Source organism: Mycetocola sp. Y171, assembly GCF_056713165.1.
In genome coordinates, this window is sequence record NZ_JBWYGX010000003.1 from 127092 (window position 1) to 144796 (window position 17705).

The window sequence follows — 17705 nt, forward strand, 5'->3', positions numbered from 1 at the left end:
GTGGAAGGTCAGAGGCGTTCGCAGAGCAGCGCCGCGTGCCGTCCGTCCACCCGTGTGAGGACGAGGGTGGCGCTGTTGGGGCCCTTGAGGTTCATCCGGTTTCGGAACGCGGCCGGATCGATGTCCGCCCCGCGCTTCTTCACTTCGAGGGTTCCGATCCCGCGGGACCGTAGTTCCCGTTTGAGCGTGCGTTCGTCGAGCGAGAAACGCTCGACGATACGGAAGCCGGTCGCGAACGGACTCCCGGCAGGCTCGTCGCCGGTGAGATAGGCGATGCCGTCGCTGAGCATGCGGGCGTTCAGCGAACGGGCCACATCGCCGATCAGGCGGGCACGGATCACCGCGCCGTCCGGCTCCCAGAGGTACCCGCCGAGCGCTCCGACCTGAACGTCGGCGCTGTCCTCACCTGCGTGGACCTCATGGCTCCCGGCCGAATCGAGGACCAGGGCTGACCGGCGGATGCCGTCTCGTGCGAGCGCCCCGAACCACAGGCCGAGCTCGACGACCTGCCCGTCGACACTGACCCACTGGGCCTCCGCATCCTCGGGGATGAGGCTGCGGTCGAAGCCCGGGCCCAGCTTGACGCCTGTGGGCCGGTCTGCGGCCGCGCCGACGACGAGGTCGAGCGACGGGGTGTAGTCGGAGTACTGGGTGAGCCTCGCGGTGTTCACGTGCCCGGCGGTCCGGCGGGCCGGGTCGAAGTACAGTGCGTCGAACGACGTGAGGTCGATGTCCTCGGCGGCGGCGTGCTCGGCACGGGCGGATTCGAACGGGGCGAGGTTGTAACTCGCGACCGTCGCGGTCACTTCGTCGACGTCGACGGCGGTCACCTCGAGGTCGAGGGCGGCGAGGGCCATGGCGTCACCTCCGATGCCGCAGCCGAGGTCGGCGACACGGCGGAGCCCTGCGGATTCGAACCGGCCTGCGTGCAGCGCAGCGACACGAAGCCGTGTTGCCTGTTCCAGTCCTGCCTCGGTGAAGAGCATCCGTGAGGCGAAGTCGCCGAACTTGCCCCTCGCCTTGTGCCGCAGCCTGGCCTGGGTGAGCACGGTGGCGACGAGGGAGGGGGAGTGCCCTGCTGCCCTGAGACGTGACACGGCGGCCACGACATCGCCGACGGCATCCGCCCCGGCGACCTCGTCCAGCAGGGTCAGTCCCTCCGGCGTCAGCAATTCGACCAGTTCGGCTCTCTCCATCCCGCAAACCTACCAAGGCCACGGCGCTGGATTGGCACTCACGTTGCGAGAGTGCCAGCGGATGCCTAGACTGGCGTTAGCACTCTCGATGTGAGGGTGCTAACTCAAGTCTTAGTTCAGAAAGAGGTCAACCGTGTCGGTCTCCATCAAGCCGCTCGAGGATCGCATCGTCATCAAGCAGGTCGACGCCGAGCAGACAACTGCTTCGGGTCTCGTCATCCCTGACACCGCCAAGGAGAAGCCCCAGGAGGGCGTCGTCGAAGCAGTAGGCCCCGGCCGCATCGACGACAACGGCAACCGCGTTCCGCTCGACGTCGCCGTCGGCGACAAGGTGATTTACTCCAAGTACGGCGGAACCGAAGTGAAGTTCGACGGCCAGGACTACCTGGTCCTCTCGGCCCGCGACGTTCTCGCCGTGGTGGTCCGCTAATACAGCACCCTGTACACGCTCGAATCCCGGATGGCGGAAACCATCCGGGATTCGTCCGTTAACCGCCGGGTGTCCTGCGGGGCAGCGAGTAGCATCGACAGGTGCCTACCGCGTCAGACCCTGCCGATGTCGACGTCGTCACAGGAGGCACTGTGACCCCAGGTGCCGAAGTCCCCGCCAGGCTGAATCGCGCGGGCCTCGCCTCCGCGATCGCCGCGTACACCCTGTGGGGTGGGCTCCCGCTCTACTTCCTTCTCCTTGCTCCGACCGGACCATTCGAGCTGGTCGCCGCACGCATCATCTTCTCGCTGGTGTTCTGCGCCCTCCTCCTCACCGTCACCAGGGCGTGGAAGCCGTTCTCGCGGCTGCTCGTCACCCCCAGGATCAGTTTCACGATGGCGCTCGCCGGGGTGCTGATCTTCATCAACTGGCAGACCTACGTCTACGGCGTGCTCAGCAATCAGGTGGTCGAGGCGTCGCTCGGGTACTTCATCAACCCGATCGTCACGGTGTTCCTCGGCGTCTTCTTCCTCCGTGAACGACTGAGGACCGTGCAGTGGATCTCGGTCGGTATCAGCATCGTCGCCGTTCTCGTCCTCGCGGTCGGGGGCAACGGCGTGCCCTGGATCGCCCTCGTGCTCGCGTTCTCCTTCGGCTTCTACGGGTACATCAAGAAGCGCGTCGGACCGCGGGTGGATGCCGTCGCAGGACTCACTCTCGAAACCGCGTGGCTCCTGCCCGTCGCGATCATCCAGCTCGTCGTCGTCGGTGTCACCAGCGGACTGACCATCGGGACGGTGAGCCCGATGCATACAGCGCTGCTCATCGGCACCGGCGTCGTCACGGCCGTTCCCCTGCTCTTCTTCGCCGCGGCATCCCGCCGGCTGCCCCTCGTCTGGATGGGCTTCATCCAGTTCTTCGCGCCGGTGATCCAGTTCCTCGTCGGGGTGCTCATCCTGCATGAGGAGATGCCGATCGAGCGCTGGATCGGGTTCGGCCTGGTCTGGATCGCTCTCATCATCCTGACCGTCGATATGGCGGCGAGCGCGCGACGGTCGTCCGTGATGCGCAACAAATCTGCACCAGCGGCGCCCTGACCGCGCGAAAAGATCACGAACTGTAACGATTGCGCTCTCGTTACACGGATGTAACCCATACGTATTGTTCGCCGGCGATTGCTCGAATAGGTTGGCACAACGACAGTACAGAGCACTGTCCTTTGGATACGACACAGCATAGGAGCAACATGGGCGTTTTCACCCGGGCTACGGCCTCCCGCTCACGCACCCGCACAGCCACTCTGAGTGGGCTTGCATTCCTGGGGGCCAGCGCGCTGGTTCTCACCGGATGCGCAAGTCCTGGAGGAAGCGAAGGCGGGGACAACGAGAAGCCGTCAGGCGACCTGACCCTGAAGATCGGTACGCAGTTGCCTCAGACAGGCAACCTCGCATTCCTCGGCCCGCCCGAGGAAGCAGGCGCCGGACTCGCAGCCAAGGAAATCAACGACGCTGACCTTGGCATCGAGATCGAGATGGAATACGGCGACTCAGGCGACACCGACAACAAGGCATACGCCACCGAGGTTCCGCGACTGCTCCAGGCAGGCGTTTCAGCCATCGTCGGCGCCGCATCCAGCGGTGTGTCGAAGCTGTTCATCGATGAGGTGACCGGTGCAGGCGTGATTCACTTCTCGCCGGCCAACACTTCGGCCGACTTCACCACGTGGGACGACAACGGGCTGTTCTGGCGAACCGCTCCGAGCGACGTCCTCCAGGGCGAGGTTCTCGGAAACCTCATTGCCGAAGACGGCAAGGAAACCCTCGGAATCCTGTACCTCAACGACTCATACGGAACCGGCCTCGCCAAGTTCACGGGTGAAGCGTTCGAGGCCGCGGGCGGCGAGGTCGTCGAGGAGCAGTCATACAACACCGGTGACACCTCGTTCGACGCACAGGTCAGCGCGCTGAAGGCTGCCAACCCCGACGCGATCGCCCTGATCGCGTTCGAGGAGACGAAGACGATCGTTCCTGCTCTCGCCGGCTACCCGTCAGAGAACATGTACTTCGTCGACGGAAACCTCTCCGACTACTCGGCTGACTTCCCGGCAGGCACCCTCACGGGCGCCAAGGGAACGCTGCCGGGTCTCGACACTGCGAAGCTCGGTGACTTCACCGATCGACTGCAGGCGTTCTGGGCCGATGAGGGCAACGAAGAGCTGAAGGACTACAGCTACGCGGCTGAGACGTACGACGCTGTCGTGCTTCTCGCGCTGGCTGCCATGGCGGCTAACTCGACCGAAGGTGTCGACATCGCCGAGAAGCTCCAGGAAGTCTCCGGTGGTGCAGGCGACGGCGAGAAGTGCAAGACATTCGAAGAATGTGCTGCACTGATCAACGACGGCAAGACCGCTGACTACGACGGAAACTCCGGTCCGATCACGTTCGACGAGAACGGCGACCCGACCGAGGCGACCATCGGCGTCTACGAGTACAACGAAGAGAACAAGTACGACCGCATCAACTAGGTCGCACTGAACGGGCGGTGGTCGCGGGTCTCCCGCGGCCACCGTTTTTCGTGGCAGGGGGACTCGCGCACGAGAACGGCATACAGCTCCATCACACCGTGGAGCGACTCGTGTAGCGGGCCTGGTGGATGAGCGCAGGGCCGCAGGAGTCGTTACCCGGACAGCATGCGCGCAGCCCGCATCTGGCGCTACACGTCCTGCATCGACGACCTGACCGTCCCGGTATGCCCGACCGCAGGAAAGCGGCTACAGGAGCGCCCCACGAGCTGATCGCAGCAATCTCTACCTGGATGCCGCCCAGCACGGCCCCGGCTCCCGTGCCTGCGGTCCCGATGTCTGGCCGGACTTCATCCTCCGACCGGAGTCGCGGTCGCTGACCTTCCGGATCACCGCAGGAGCCCGATCGCACGACGAAGCCCCGCAGGCCAGGCCTGCGGGGCTTCGTCGAGCGCGGTCGGGGAGGGCTACTCCTCGTCGTCCTGGCCCAGGGTACCGAGGTAGAGCCCGATCACCTTTTCGTCGTTGAGCAGTTCGCGCCCCGTGCCGGTGTACGCATCCGTGCCCTGGTCGAGCACGTAGCCGCGGTCACAGATCTGCAGGCAGCGCCTGGCGTTCTGCTCGACCATGATCGTGGTCACGCCGGCCTTGTTGATGTCTGACACACGCAGGAACGCGTCGTCCTGGCGAACGGGCGACAGACCGGCGCTGGGCTCGTCGAGCAGGAGCACGTGCGGGTCCATCATGAGCGCCCTGGACATGGCGACCATCTGGCGTTCACCACCGGACAGCGAACCGGCGCGCTGCTTGAGCCGCTTGCCGAGTTCCGCGAAGATCCCGGTGACGAACTCGAGGCGCTGGTTGTAGATCTTCGGATTCTGGAAGAGCCCCATCTGCAGGTTCTCCTCGATCGTCAGGCTCGGGAAGACGTTGTTCGTCTGCGGGACGAAACCGACGCCACGAGAGACGAGCTTGTCGGCCTTGAGCCCGGTGATGTCCTCACCGTTCAGGCGGATCTCACCACCGCGAACCTTGACCTGGCCGAAGATGGCCTTGAGCAGCGTGGACTTGCCCGCGCCGTTCGGTCCGATGATCCCGATGAGTTCGCCCTTGGCCGCGATCAGGTTCGCCTCGTTGAGGATGTTGACGCCCGGCAGGTAACCGGCGGTGAGGTTGGTGACCTCGACGACGGTCTCGGGTGCGATCGTTGCGGTGCTCACTTGGTGTCCTCGTCTTTCGCTGCGTCGTCTGTCTGCGTGTCCGTGACGTACGCCGAAGAATCCGTCAGTCCCACCTCTGCATCGATTTCCGCGAGCAGTTCTTCGACCGCTGCGGTCTTCTCGCCGGAGACCCGGCCGGTGACGACGCCGAGGTCGACGTCCTGGTGGCTTCCCAGGTAGGCATCGATCACGGCAGGATCCTGCATGACGCTCTCCGGGTCACCCTCCGCCACGACACGTCCCTCGGCCATCACGATCACCCAGTCGGCGATGTGCCTGACCATGTGCATGTCGTGCTCGACGAAGAGGACGCTCATGCCCTCTTCCTTGAGGTTGAGGATGTGATCGAGGAGTGACTGGGTGAGGGCCGGGTTGACGCCGGCCATCGGCTCGTCGAGCATGACGAGCTTCGGCGAACTCATCAACGCCCGCGCCATTTCGAGCAACTTGCGCTGCCCGCCGGAGAGGCTCGCAGCGAAGTCGTCCTTTTTGGTGTCGAGCTTGAACCGGGCGAGGATCTCGATCGCCCGCTCCTCGATCTCGTCCTCCTGCTTGCGCCACAGCGGCTTGATCAGGCTGGTGAAGATGTTCTCGCCTGACTGCTTCTGCGACCCGAGCTTCATGTTCTCGAGCACGGTGAGCAGGCCGAGCGCCTTGGTCAGCTGGAAGGTGCGGACCTGCCCCATCCTGGCCACCTTGAACGCCGGAACTCCGTTGAGGCGTGTGCCGTCGAAGGTCCAGGTGCCCGTGTCCGGTTTGTCGAACCCGGTGAGCAGGTTGAACAGGGTCGTCTTGCCTGCACCGTTCGGGCCGATGAGGGCTGTGATGGCGCCGCGCGGGATCTCGAGGTGCTCCACGTCGACGGCCTTGAGACCGCCGAACGTGCGGGTGACGTTGTCGGCGATGACGATCGGGTCCACTTTGGCGACGCCGGGGGCGGCGTCTCCGACGTGCAGGCCTGTGGTCTTGACCGGACGGGCCGACGCTGAGCTATTGCTTGACAAAGGTCAGCTCCTTCTTGTTGCCGAGGATGCCCTGTGGTCTGAAGATCACGATCAGCATGAGGGCCAGTCCTACGAGGATGAAGCGGAGTGTCGCCGCCTGGGTGGTCGACATGAACGGCAGCAGGCCGCTCGACGCCATCGCGGGCAGGACGTTGGAGAGGAAGCCCATGATCACCCAGAAGATGACCGAGCCGAGGATGGGACCGAACACCGTGGCCGCTCCACCGAGGAGGAGGATCGTCCAGATGAAGAAGGTCAGGCTTGTGACGTACACGCTGGGCACCACCGCCGATGGCAGTGCGAACACCACACCGCCGAGGGCGCCGAAGATGCCACCGACGACAAGCGCCTGCATCTTGTACGCGAAGACGTTCTTGCCGAGCGCACGCACGGCATCCTCGTCCTCACGGATGCCCTTGAGCACCCGGCCCCACGGGCTGCGCATGAGCAGCCAGACGAGCAGCGCTGCGACGATGAGCAGTCCGATGCCGAAGATCCTGACCCACCAGCCGTTGGCGTTGTATGTCCATGGCCCGAAACCGTACGTGCCTTCGGGGAACGGGTTGGCCGCGCGGAAACCGGCGTGGTAGTTGCCGAGTCCGTCCGCCGAGTTGGTGACATCGTCGAAGACCTGCGTGGTGAAGAGCAGGCGGACGATCTCAGCGGCCGCGATGGTAACGATGGCGAGATAGTCGGCTCTCAGCCTCAGCGTCGGAATACCGAGTATGAAGGCGAAGGCGACGGATGCCAGCATGCCGACGATGATGCCTGCCCACCAGGGCAGTCCGAACGTGAGGATCGAGATGGCGTAGCCGTAGGCGCCGAGCGCCATGAAGCCGGCCATACCGAAGTTGAGCAGTCCGCCGTATCCGAAGTGGACGGCGAGTCCGAGGGCGGCCAATGCGTAGGCAATGGTCTCCGGGCTGATCAGCCAGGAGGCGGTGTTCGACAGAATTGATTCCCAGTCCATGGCGTCCTCCTATCCAATTCTCTCTTTGCGCCCCAGGATGCCCTGAGGCTTGACCAGCAGCACGCCGATGAGCACGACGAGTGCGCCCACGTATTTGATGTCCGACGGGATCCAGAGCGTCGAGATCTCGACGAGGAGCCCGACGATGATCGAGCCGAGGAGTGCGCCGAACGCTGTCCCGAGTCCACCGAGGACGATGGCGCCGAAGACCAGCAGCAGGATCTGGGTTCCCATGTCCCACTTGATCCCCGGGCGGAAGTACGCCCAGAGGATGCCTGCGAGACCGGCGAGTGCACCGGAAAGGATCCAGACGATGCGGATGACCTTGTCGACGTCGATACCGCTCGCTGCGGCGAGTGACGCGTTGTCCGAGATCGCTCTCGTCGCCTTGCCCGTGCGGGTGTTGACGAGCCACCAGGCCACGCCGAGCAGCACGACGATCGAGGTCCCCATGCTGATCATGTCCGTCACCGAGAGCGCGATCGATCCGAAGAGCGTGATGCGTGCCTCGCCCGCGCCGGGGAGCTGATAGGTCCCACCACCGATGAAGTACAGGAAGATGTAGCGGAGGAAGAGCGACAGACCGATCGAGACGATCATCACCTGCACGATTCCGATGCCCTTGCGGCGGAGCGGTCTCCACAGGCCGGTGTCGAGCGCGTAGCCGAACACCCCGCTCATGATCACCGCTGCGAGCAGCGCCAGCCAGAGCGGGAACTGGAGACCGGTGAACATCAGGGCCATCACGGCACCGAATGTCACCATCTCACCGTGTGCGAAGTTCGACAGTCCCGTTGTTCCGAAGACGAGGGAGGCGCCGATGGCCGCGAGAGCGAGTAGCAGGCCGAAGTTGAGGCCGTTCACAATTCGCTCGGCCAGTTGGTCCCAGAAACTGACCGTCACCCGGACTCCCTCACCGAGGAAGTAGTTGACGATCTTCGAGTTCGTGAGCTTGATCTCCGCCTCGACGGACGCGGAGCCTTCGGCGACGATGACGCCCTTCGGGAGGGTCTCCTCGTCGAGGGTCACCGTGTATGTGCCCTTCTCGGGGACGCCGATCTTCCACTTGCCCTCGGCATCGGTGTCGACGTCTGCCTTGTAGCCGTTGCCGTCGACAGTGATGTTCACCCCCTCGAGGGGTTCGCTGTCGTACTTGACGTTCCCGGCGAAGTAGAAGTCGTATTCCGTGCCGACTTCGTCAGCCTGAGCGGGTGCCGCTGACGCCGATTGCAGTATTAAAGCGCCGAACAGCAGCGCAAAAAACAGCAGGATCGTGCGCCTGAGGCGCGGGGCTTGGACTGAATGAGGGGAACTCACTGCACCTCCAGTGCGGGACCGCCAGGTCCCTCGAGCAGGGGACCGCCAGGTCTCCTGATTAACTTTCGCCAGACGGCTCTGTTTGACGATACGACCCGATTATGACCTACATGTTTCGTACATGGGTATTCCTCACCTCAAAGTGCCCATCTTCAGGGCATAATCGTTACCTTTCTGCGGTTAGCATTAACTACCGGTCCCATGCGCAGTGTTTCTGGCATCCGTCATCTCCCCCCAATGACGCCGGTACGCCACCGTGAAGGGAAGCAATGGAAACCTCAGACCCGTTCGGCTTTGTTGGACTCACCTATGACGACGTGCTGCTGCTCCCCGGGCACACCGACGTCATCCCGAGCGAGGCGGAGACCTTCTCCCGTCTGACCCGGCGCATCACCGTCGCCACCCCCCTCCTCTCCAGCGCGATGGACACCGTCACCGAATCCCGCATGGCTATCGCCATGGCGCGCCAGGGCGGAATCGGCATCCTGCACCGCAACCTCTCGATCGCCGACCAGGCCGAACAGGTCGACCTCGTCAAGCGCAGCGAGTCCGGGATGATCACCAACCCCGTGACGACCACAGCGGACGCCACCGTCGCCGAAGTCGACGCACTCTGCGGCCAGTTCCGTGTGTCAGGGCTCCCCGTCATCGACGGTGACGGCGTTCTCGTCGGCATCATCACCAACCGGGACATGCGATTCGTCGCCCCGTTCGAGAAGGCCACGACCCCCGTCCGCGATGTCATGACCCGGATGCCGCTCATCACCGCGCCGGTCGGCATCGACCCGGACGACGCCATCGCGATCCTCGCCCAGCACCGCATCGAGAAGCTTCCCCTCGTGGACGCCGCAGGCAGGCTCAAAGGCCTCATCACGGTCAAGGACTTCGACAAGAGCGAGAAGTACCCGCATGCCACCAAGGACGACGAAGGAAGGCTCCGCGTCGGCGCCGCCATCGGATTCTTCGGCGACGCCTGGCAGCGTGCAGGCGCTCTCGTCGACGCCGGGGTCGACGTGCTCGTCGTCGACACGGCCAACGGCGACTCCGCCGGAGTGCTCGACATCATCCGCAAGCTCAAGGCCGACCCCGCATTCGCGAAGGTCGACATCATCGGCGGCAACGTGGCCACCCGTTCAGGCGCGAAGGCGATCGCCGAAGCAGGAGCGGACGCCGTCAAGGTCGGAGTGGGCCCAGGTTCGATCTGCACCACCCGCGTCGTCGCCGGTGTCGGCGTGCCGCAGGTGACCGCGGTCTACGAGGCTTCTCTCGCCGCCCGCGAATTCGGCATCCCGGTCATCGCCGACGGTGGCCTGCAATATTCGGGTGACATCGCGAAGGCCCTCGTCGCCGGTGCGGACACTGTCATGCTCGGGTCGCTCCTCGCCGGGTGCGACGAGAGCCCTGGCGAGCTCGTCTTCGTCAACGGCAAGCAGTTCAAGACCTACCGCGGCATGGGGTCGCTCGGTGCGCTGCAGACCCGCGGCGAGAAGACCTCGTACTCCAAGGACCGGTACTTCCAGAACGACGTTCCGTCGGACGACAAGCTCATCCCCGAGGGCATCGAGGGCCAGGTTCCATACCGCGGTCCGCTCTCCGCCGTCGCCTACCAGCTCATCGGCGGCCTCCGGCAGTCGATGTTCTACGTCGGTGCCCGCACGATCGACGAGCTCAAGAGCAAGGGTAAGTTCGTGCGCATCACGCCTGCAGGGCTCAAGGAGTCGCACCCGCACGATGTGCAGATCGTCGTAGAGGCACCGAACTACCGCCGCTGAGACCCCACTCCCTGAAACGCCCGGCCCGAGCTGCTGCTCCGGTCGGGCGTTTCTGCGTGCGGCCGCCCGCCCCGACCCACCTACTCACCACTTCCGGACGCACTCACCAGGCGCACAAGGTGACCCCGTCCGGAACAGGTGAGTGCGTCCGCGTCGCAGCCGCCGAAGGCGCTGCCGCCCGCGGTCGCGCTACTCAAGGGCCGTGCGAGTGTTTTCGGGGTGTCGAGTTATGAGGCGTGAGCCCAGGGGCGATAGCTCGGCCACCGCTGCTGCATGGCTGGGGATCGCCGTCTCGTTTCCGAGATTTCCTTGGCAGGGGCTGCCGCCTTTCGCGATGCTCCGCATCGCGGAGGAGAAAACACTCGCCCGGCCCGACGGCCACCGCCACGACGCCCACCACCCCGAACGATAGGCTGGAACCGTGAGTATGGAAACTGAGATCGGTGCGTCCAAGCGCGCACGCCGCGCCTACGCCTTCGACGACATCGCCATCGTCCCATCGCGTCGGACGCGTGACCCCGAAGACGTGTCGATCAGCTGGGGTATCGATGCCTACCAGTTCGACATCCCGTTCCTCGCCGCTCCGATGGACTCCGTGGTCTCGCCGACCACGGCGATCATGATGGGCAAGCTCGGCGGACTCGGGGTCCTCGACCTCGAGGGCCTCTGGACTCGCTACGACGACCCGGAGCCGCTGCTCGCCGAGATCCGCGAACTCTCCGACGAGCGTGCCACCGCCCGGATGCAGGAGATCTACTCCGCCCCGATCAAGCCTGAGCTCGTCACCGCCCGCCTCGCCGAGATCCGTGCAGCAGGCGTCACGGTCGCCGGTGCCCTCTCGCCCCAGCGCACCCAGGAGCTGCACGAGACCGTCGTCGCCGCCGGCGTCGACCTCTTCGTGATCCGCGGAACCACCGTCTCGGCCGAACACGTGTCGAAGAACCAGGAACCGCTCAACCTCAAGGAGTTCATCTACGAACTCGACGTCCCGGTCATCGTCGGGGGCGCAGCGACCTACACGGCCGCGCTGCACCTCATGCGCACCGGCGCCGCCGGCGTCCTCGTCGGATTCGGCGGGGGAGCCGCGTCGACCACTCGCGCGACCCTCGGCATCCACGCTCCGATGGCCACCGCCGTCGCAGACATCGCCGGTGCCCGCCGCGACTACATGGACGAGTCAGGCGGACGGTACGTGCACGTCATCGCAGACGGCGGTCTCGGCACAGCGGGCGACATCGTCAAGGCTGTCGCCTGCGGCGCCGACGCCGTCATGCTCGGCACGACCCTTGCGCGGGCGACGGATGCCCCTGGCGGCGGCTACCACTGGGGTACGGAGGCGTACCACTCCCAGCTGCCGCGCGGCCGCCGCGTAGAGGTCGGTCAGATCGGCTCGCTCGAAGAGGTCCTCTACGGCCCGGCCACCGTCGCTGACGGCAAGGCCAACCTCGTCGGCGCTCTCCGCCGGTCGATGGCGACCACAGGTTACTCGGACCTCAAGGAGTTCCAGCGCGTCGAGGTCGTCCTGGCTCCGTACGCGCCGCAGGCCCGCGTCCGCTGATCCCGGTCCTCCGGAACCTCAATCGAGGATCCTTCGCACGACGTTGGTGCGCGCGAGGTCGATGAGTTCCTCGCCGCGCCCTGACAGCACGGTGCGGATGGCGTAGAGGGTGAAGCCCTTCGCCTGCTCGGCGGTGATCGCGGGTGGCAGCGACAGCTCCTGCCTCGCGGTGACCACGTCGACGAGCGCGGGGCCGTCGTGGGCGAACGCCTCCCTGAGGGCGCCGTCGAGGTCGTCGGGGCGTCCGACACGGATGCCGCGGATGCCCATGGCCGTCGCCACGTCGGCGAAGTTCGGGTTCACCAGCTCAGTGCCGTAGTTGACCAGTCCCGCCGCCTTCATCTCCAGCTCGACGAAGTTGAGCGACGAGTTGTTGAACACGACGATCTTCACCGGGAGCCGGTTCTGGGTGAGGCTGATCAGCTCACCGAGCAGCATGGTGAGGCCCCCGTCGCCGGCCAGGGCGATGACCTGCCGCTCGGGGTGGGATGCCTGTGCGCCGATTCCCTGAGACACCGCATTCGCCATGGTCCCGTGGCTGAACGATCCGATCAGCCGTCTGCGCCCGTTCATGGTCAGGTACCGGCTCGCCCAGACGACGGGGGAGCCGACGTCAGGGATGAACACCGCGTCGTCAGCGGCGATCTCGTCGACGAGCCGCGTGAGGTACTGCGGATGGATCGGTGCGCGGTTCCTGTCGTTGGTGGCGAGATCGTCGAGCCCTGCGCGGCTCTTCCGGTAGTGCCTGACGGACTTCTCGAGGTGGTTGCGATCGGTCTTGGGTTCCAGCAACGGGAGCAGCACCTGCGCGGTGTCCTTGACCGTCCCGACCAGGCCGAGGTCGAGCGGGGTTCGCCGGCCGAGCTGCTCACCGCGGACGTCGACCTGAATCTTGACGGCATCCTCCGGGTAGAACTGCTGGTACGGGAAGTCGGTGCCGAGCATGAGCAGCGCGTCGCAGGCCTCCATGGCCCTGTAGCCGGACGCGAAACCGAGCAACCCGGTCATGCCGACGTCGAACGGGTTGTCGAACTCGATGTGCTCCTTCCCGCGCAGGGCGTGCACGATCGGCGCTCCGAGAGCGTCCGCGAGCGCGAGGAGCTCCGCGTGCGCGCCGGCGACACCCGCCCCTGCGAGGATGGTCACCTTCTCCGCGCCGTTGAGCAGCGCTGCCGCTTCGGCCAGGCCCTCGGCGGTCGGGAGCACCGAACTCGACGTCGGCCGGATCGCAACGGTCCTGGCCTGCTCCGCCTTCGCCTGGAGCACGTCACCGGGGATGACGAGCACGGCGACCCCGCGCCGTTCGATGGCCGTCCGCATGGCGACCTCGAGCAGCCGGGGCATCTGCTCGGGGGACCCGACCATCTCGCAGAACACGCTGCACTCGCGGAACAGCTCCTGCGGGTGCGTCTCCTGGAAGTAGGTGCTGCCGATCTCGGCGCTCGGGATGTGGGCCGCGATCGCCAGCACAGGAACCCGGGACCGGTTGGCGTCGAAGAGCCCGTTGATGAGGTGCAGGTTGCCCGGCCCGCAACTCGCCGCGCAGACCGCCAGTTCACCGGTCAGACCGGCATCCGCTGACGCGGCGAACGCGGCGGCCTCCTCGTGCCTGACGTGCACCCAGGCGAGGTCCCCATCCGCCCTGAGCGCGTCGGTGAGTCCGTTGAGCGAATCGCCAGGCAGGCCGTACACACGGCTGACGCCGCTGGCCTTGAGCGTCGCGACGATGTTCTCGGCAATGGTTCCCATGGGAGCTCCTGACGGTTTCGCGGATGGCGTCCTGTTCGAGTCCAGCACAGTCCACTCCCAATTAGTACGGGCGCGCCAGGCTCGGCGCAAGGCAGTTGTGACTGCCCATCCTGTGCGTTAGCGTCAAAGTAAATGCGGTGGCGTAGCCTGTCGGTGCCACCTCGAGCGGCAGTCCGGGAATCGTGACAGGCTCGATCCCGGTGGAGGCAAGAATGGCCAATTCCAACAGCGTTTCATTCTCGACCAAGCTCGGAGTGGAGGAGCGGGTCGCCGCAATCGAGGCCCTCAAAACCAAGGAACTCGACGTCCTCGTCGTCGGCGGAGGGATCGTGGGCGCTGGAAGCGCTCTCGACTCCGTCACCCGTGGGCTGTCCACGGGCATCCTCGAGGCGCGGGACTGGGCGAGCGGCACATCGAGCCGGTCCTCGAAACTCGTGCACGGAGGCATCCGCTATCTGGAGCAACTGGACTTCAGGCTCGTGCGTGAAGCGCTCATCGAGCGCGGCCTGCTTCTCCAGCGCATCGCACCGCACCTGGTGAAGCCGGTGAAGTTCCTCTACCCACTCAACCGCCCGGTGTTCGAACGCATCTACATCGGTGCGGGGATGCTCCTCTACGACATCTTCAGCTACACCGGCGGTCGCCCGCCCGGCGTGCCACACCACCGTCACCTGTCGAAGCGTCAGGTGCAGAAGTCGATCCCATCGCTCCGCAACAACGCTTTCGTCGGCGGACTCACCTACTACGACGCCCAGGTCGACGACGCCCGGTACGTGGCATCCCTCGTGCGGACAGCCTCGTCCTACGGCGCCCATGCCGCCAGTCGCGTCAGGGTCGAAGGCTTCCTCAAGGTCGGGCAGCGCGTGGTCGGCGTGAAGGCCCACGACCTGCAGACCGGCGAACGCTTCGAGGTGCGAGCCAAGCAGGTCGTCAACGCCACAGGCGTCTGGACCGACGACACCCAGGCCATGGTCGGCGAACGCGGCCAATTCAAGGTCCGCGCGTCGAAGGGCATCCACCTGCTCGTTCCTCGCGATCGCTTCCAGTCCACCATGGGCCTTCTGCTCCGCACCGAGAAGAGCGTCCTGTTCGTGATCCCGTGGGGTCGCCACTGGATCATCGGAACCACAGACACGGACTGGAACCTCGACAAATCCCACCCCGCCGCCACCGCAGCGGACATCGACTACCTGCTCGAACACGTCAACCAGGTCCTCGCCGTCCCGCTCACCCGGGACGACGTCGAAGGCGTCTACGCTGGGCTCCGGCCGCTTCTCGCCGGTGAGTCCGACCAGACCTCCAAGCTGTCCCGTGAGCACCTCGTCGCCCACTCCGTTCCCGGCCTCGTCGTGATCGCCGGCGGAAAGTGGACCACGTACCGGATCATGGCGAAGGATGCCATCGATGCGGCGGCCGATGCGCTCGACGGCAAGGTCGCCAAGTCGATCACCGACAACATCTCGCTGCTCGGCGCCGAGGGCTACCAGGCCGCGTGGAACAAGCGGGGCAAGATCGCCAGGGCGTTCGGCGTGCACAAGGTTCGGATCGAGCATCTTCTCAACCGGTACGGTGTGCTCACCGACGAGCTGCTCGACATCATCCGGGCGCGCCCCGAGCTGGGTGAGGCCCTCCCGGGTGCCGACGACTACATCGGCGCTGAGGTCGTGTACGCGGCGTCTCACGAGGGGGCTCTGCACCTCGAGGACGTCCTAGCCAGGCGCACGCGCATCTCCATCGAGGCCTGGGACCGTGGCGTGTCCGCTGCTCCTGTGGCCGCTGCCCTCATGGCCGACGTGCTCGGCTGGGACGAGGAACGCACCCAGCACGAGGTCGCGGTGTACCTCAAGCGGGTCGCAGCCGAGCGCGCATCACAGGAGCAACCGGACGACGAGTCCGCCGACCGGATCCGCCTGGAGGCACCGGACATCGTCGTCTCCAAGTGACCGTCGCCTCCCGCCGGACAGGGCGGGAGGCGAGCACGCGCTCCGTTAGACTTTGAGGACTGCCCACAAGCCTTGAGGAGTCCGGCGATGGTCGATGTTCGGCGGGTAAAGCTTCCCGGAGTCGGTGTCCTGCACACGTTCGTCACGGATGACGGTGGCAAGGTCGGCGTGATCGCCCACCGCTCAGGACACAGTGACCTCATCACCTTCGCCGACGACGAAGACGGCTCGGATGCCAGCAAAGTGTCCCTCCGGCTCAGCGAGGACGAGGCGCACACCCTCGCCGAACTGCTCGGCGGCACTCAGATCACCGAGTCCCTCACGGCGCTCGACCAGATTCCCGGGCTTTCCATCGACTGGTTCAGGGTCGACTACGAGGACCACATTGCCGGCCAGCCCCTCGGCGACCCCGCTGACCGCGGCATCGTCGGACTCACCGTCGTCGCCGTCGTCCGCGGCGAGAGCGCCAACCCGGCCCCGTCGGCCGATTTCCGGGTCTTCCCCGGAGACACACTCGTGGTGGCAGGCAGCCCGGAGAAGGTCGCGAAGGCGTTCGCCTTCTTCCGTACCGGTGAATCGCGGCTCAAGGGCGCAGCAGAAGCTCCGCCGGGAAGCTAGTGATGTCGTTCGCCGCCGCAGCTGAAAGCACGTCCCTGGGGACGGACCTGATCGTCCTCGGTACTCTGCTCGTCGTCGCATACATCCTCGGCCGCCTCGGCAAACTCATCGGGCTTCCCGCCATCCCGATCTACATGATCGTCGGATTCCTGGCGAGCCCGAACACCGGCTGGTTCCCGCTCAACTTCGAGAGCGCATACATCGAGCTCATCGCCGTCTTCGGGCTGATCCTCCTCCTGTTCAACCTCGGACTCGAATTCGACCAGGACGAGTTCTTCGGCAACGCGGGCAAACTGCTCATCTCCGGCGGTTCCTACCTGGTGCTGCTCATGGGCGCAGGGCTCATCTTCGGCTTCGTGCTGGGCTGGGGGACCAGGGAGGCACTCATCGTCGCCGGCATCATCGGAACATCGTCGAGCGCCATCGTGACGAAACTCCTCATCGAGCTCAACAGGCTTGCCAACCGCGAGACGCCGATGATCCTCGGCGTCACCGTCGTGCAGGACATCTTCCTGGCCATCTACCTCGCCATCGTCTCCGTCGTGCTCAGCGGGGAATCAGAGCCGTGGCACGTCGCCGGAAAGCTGGCGATCGCCTTCACCTTCCTCGTCGTGATGTTCAGCATCGCCCGCTGGGGTGGCGCATACGTCAGTCGACTGTTCCGCACCAAGGATGACGAACTGTTCACCATCCTGTTCTTCGGTCTCGCTGTGCTGTTCGGTGGCCTCGGGGAAGTACTCGGTGTCAGCGACGCCATCGGCGCGTTCCTCATCGGCCTCGTGCTCGGCGCGACGAGGTACAGCGCGAAGATCGAACACGTCGCCGTGCCGCTCCGCGACATCTTCGGCGCCTTCTTCTTCCTGAACTTCGGGCTGACCCTCGACCCCAGCCAGTTCCCGCTGGTGATCTGGCCGGTCTTCTTCGCGGTGATACTCACCCTCGTGCTCAACGTCGTCGCCGGTCAGTTCATGGCGAGGCTGTACGGGTTCAGCACCCAGGCAGGGATCAACGCTGCCGCGATCCTGATGAACCGGGGCGAGTTCGCGCTCATCCTCGCCATCCTCGCGCTCACCGCCGGACTCGATGAGAGGCTCCAGCCGTTCGCGGGACTCTACGTGCTCGTCATGAGCGTGATGGGGCCGCTCCTGGCATCGAATTCGGAGAAGATCGGCGCCGCTGTGCTCCGCAAGAAGAAGGTGGCGCCCAAACCACGAGCGGCCGACGCCCTTCTTGCTGAGGAGATCGCACTCGTCGAAGCGGCGACATCGGACGCCGGCGGACACGAGACCACGAGGGCTGTCGACAGGATCGTCGAACAGGCGATGAACCAGACCGACAACATCCAGGACAGAACGAAGCGAGACGACGATTACTAGCAGTTCACCGACTCCTGAGAACGACGTCAGC

General features: G+C 65.4%; 14 protein-coding genes. 8 read left to right on the forward strand and 6 right to left on the reverse strand.

All coding sequences use genetic code 11. From position 1 onward, the window contains the following. Positions 1-8 precede the first annotated feature (8 nt). Positions 9-1196, reverse strand: a complete 1188-nt coding sequence (locus AC1M2K_RS16685; RefSeq protein ID WP_480241828.1) for a class I SAM-dependent methyltransferase — start codon at positions 1194-1196, stop codon at positions 9-11. 133 nt (positions 1197-1329) lie between these two features. Here AC1M2K_RS16685 and groES point away from each other — a divergent pair, with 133 nt between their 5' ends. The 3 genes from groES (at position 1330) to AC1M2K_RS16700 (ending at position 4150) form a co-directional block, all read left to right on the forward strand. After that, positions 1330-1626, forward strand: a complete 297-nt coding sequence (gene groES, locus AC1M2K_RS16690; RefSeq protein ID WP_121672470.1) for a co-chaperone GroES — start codon at positions 1330-1332, stop codon at positions 1624-1626. A gap of 152 nt (positions 1627-1778) precedes the next feature. Further along, positions 1779-2723: an EamA family transporter RarD gene (gene rarD / locus AC1M2K_RS16695; protein WP_480241869.1), complete on the forward strand. Its 945-nt coding sequence runs from the start codon at positions 1779-1781 to the stop codon at positions 2721-2723. A 149-nt stretch (positions 2724-2872) separates the two neighbouring features. Beyond that, positions 2873-4150, forward strand: coding sequence for an ABC transporter substrate-binding protein (locus AC1M2K_RS16700; RefSeq protein ID WP_480241829.1), 1278 nt, complete (start codon positions 2873-2875; stop codon positions 4148-4150). A gap of 464 nt (positions 4151-4614) precedes the next feature. On the opposite strand, the gene AC1M2K_RS16705 is transcribed toward AC1M2K_RS16700, so the two are convergent. Genes AC1M2K_RS16705 through AC1M2K_RS16720 form a run of 4 tightly spaced genes read right to left on the reverse strand, consistent with a single transcriptional unit; the run spans position 4615 to position 8658 of the window. Beyond that, positions 4615-5367 (reverse strand): ABC transporter ATP-binding protein, encoded by a 753-nt coding sequence (locus AC1M2K_RS16705; RefSeq protein WP_480239278.1) that lies wholly within the window; start codon positions 5365-5367, stop codon positions 4615-4617. After that, entirely contained in the window at positions 5364-6371 is a 1008-nt protein-coding gene (locus AC1M2K_RS16710) for an ABC transporter ATP-binding protein (RefSeq protein WP_480241830.1), read from the reverse strand. The genes AC1M2K_RS16705 and AC1M2K_RS16710 overlap by 4 nt, the downstream gene beginning before the upstream one ends. Beyond that, complete coding sequence (locus AC1M2K_RS16715; protein ID WP_480239280.1) at positions 6358-7341, reverse strand: branched-chain amino acid ABC transporter permease; 984 nt, start codon at positions 7339-7341, stop codon at positions 6358-6360. The genes AC1M2K_RS16710 and AC1M2K_RS16715 overlap by 14 nt, the downstream gene beginning before the upstream one ends. 9 nt (positions 7342-7350) lie before the next feature. After that, positions 7351-8658, reverse strand: a complete 1308-nt coding sequence (locus tag AC1M2K_RS16720; protein WP_480239281.1) for a branched-chain amino acid ABC transporter permease — start codon at positions 8656-8658, stop codon at positions 7351-7353. 269 nt (positions 8659-8927) lie between these two features. On the opposite strand from AC1M2K_RS16720, the gene guaB reads away from it, so the two are divergent. Continuing rightward, positions 8928-10430 (forward strand): IMP dehydrogenase, encoded by a 1503-nt coding sequence (gene guaB, locus AC1M2K_RS16725; RefSeq protein WP_480239282.1) that lies wholly within the window; start codon positions 8928-8930, stop codon positions 10428-10430. A 427-nt stretch (positions 10431-10857) separates the two neighbouring features. Further along, positions 10858-11988 carry a GuaB3 family IMP dehydrogenase-related protein gene (locus AC1M2K_RS16730; RefSeq protein WP_480241870.1) on the forward strand — a complete coding sequence of 377 codons (1131 nt, stop codon included), beginning with the start codon at positions 10858-10860 and terminating at the stop codon, positions 11986-11988. A gap of 18 nt (positions 11989-12006) precedes the next feature. On the opposite strand, the gene poxB is transcribed toward AC1M2K_RS16730, so the two are convergent. Further along, positions 12007-13737, reverse strand: coding sequence for a ubiquinone-dependent pyruvate dehydrogenase (poxB, locus tag AC1M2K_RS16735; RefSeq protein WP_480241831.1), 1731 nt, complete (start codon positions 13735-13737; stop codon positions 12007-12009). 212 nt (positions 13738-13949) lie between these two features. Here poxB and AC1M2K_RS16740 point away from each other — a divergent pair, with 212 nt between their 5' ends. The 3 genes from AC1M2K_RS16740 to AC1M2K_RS16750 all read left to right on the forward strand — a co-directional run bounded on the left by AC1M2K_RS16740 (position 13950) and on the right by AC1M2K_RS16750 (position 17674). Then, positions 13950-15680, forward strand: a complete 1731-nt coding sequence (locus tag AC1M2K_RS16740) for a glycerol-3-phosphate dehydrogenase/oxidase (RefSeq protein WP_480241832.1) — start codon at positions 13950-13952, stop codon at positions 15678-15680. 87 nt (positions 15681-15767) lie between these two features. Continuing rightward, a complete protein-coding gene (locus AC1M2K_RS16745; RefSeq protein WP_480239285.1) occupies positions 15768-16298 on the forward strand; it encodes a cation:proton antiporter regulatory subunit in 531 nt (176 codons plus the stop codon). A 2-nt stretch (positions 16299-16300) separates the two neighbouring features. Then, positions 16301-17674 carry a cation:proton antiporter gene (locus AC1M2K_RS16750; RefSeq protein WP_480239286.1) on the forward strand — a complete coding sequence of 458 codons (1374 nt, stop codon included), beginning with the start codon at positions 16301-16303 and terminating at the stop codon, positions 17672-17674. Positions 17675-17705 lie beyond the last annotated feature (31 nt).

Excerpts from the sequence above, each read along its gene's own strand:
- AC1M2K_RS16685 (WP_480241828.1), bottom strand. The coding sequence starts at position 1,196 with ATGGAGAGAGCCGAACTGGTCGAATTGCTGACGCCGGAGGGACTGACC.
- AC1M2K_RS16730 (WP_480241870.1), top strand. The coding sequence starts at position 10,858 with ATGGAAACTGAGATCGGTGCGTCCAAGCGCGCACGCCGCGCCTACGCC.
- AC1M2K_RS16700 (WP_480241829.1), top strand. The coding sequence starts at position 2,873 with ATGGGCGTTTTCACCCGGGCTACGGCCTCCCGCTCACGCACCCGCACA.
- guaB (WP_480239282.1), top strand. The coding sequence starts at position 8,928 with ATGGAAACCTCAGACCCGTTCGGCTTTGTTGGACTCACCTATGACGAC.
- poxB (WP_480241831.1), bottom strand. The coding sequence starts at position 13,737 with ATGGGAACCATTGCCGAGAACATCGTCGCGACGCTCAAGGCCAGCGGC.
- AC1M2K_RS16745 (WP_480239285.1), top strand. The coding sequence starts at position 15,768 with ATGGTCGATGTTCGGCGGGTAAAGCTTCCCGGAGTCGGTGTCCTGCAC.
- AC1M2K_RS16740 (WP_480241832.1), top strand. The coding sequence starts at position 13,950 with ATGGCCAATTCCAACAGCGTTTCATTCTCGACCAAGCTCGGAGTGGAG.
- AC1M2K_RS16715 (WP_480239280.1), bottom strand. The coding sequence starts at position 7,341 with ATGGACTGGGAATCAATTCTGTCGAACACCGCCTCCTGGCTGATCAGC.
- AC1M2K_RS16750 (WP_480239286.1), top strand. The coding sequence starts at position 16,301 with ATGTCGTTCGCCGCCGCAGCTGAAAGCACGTCCCTGGGGACGGACCTG.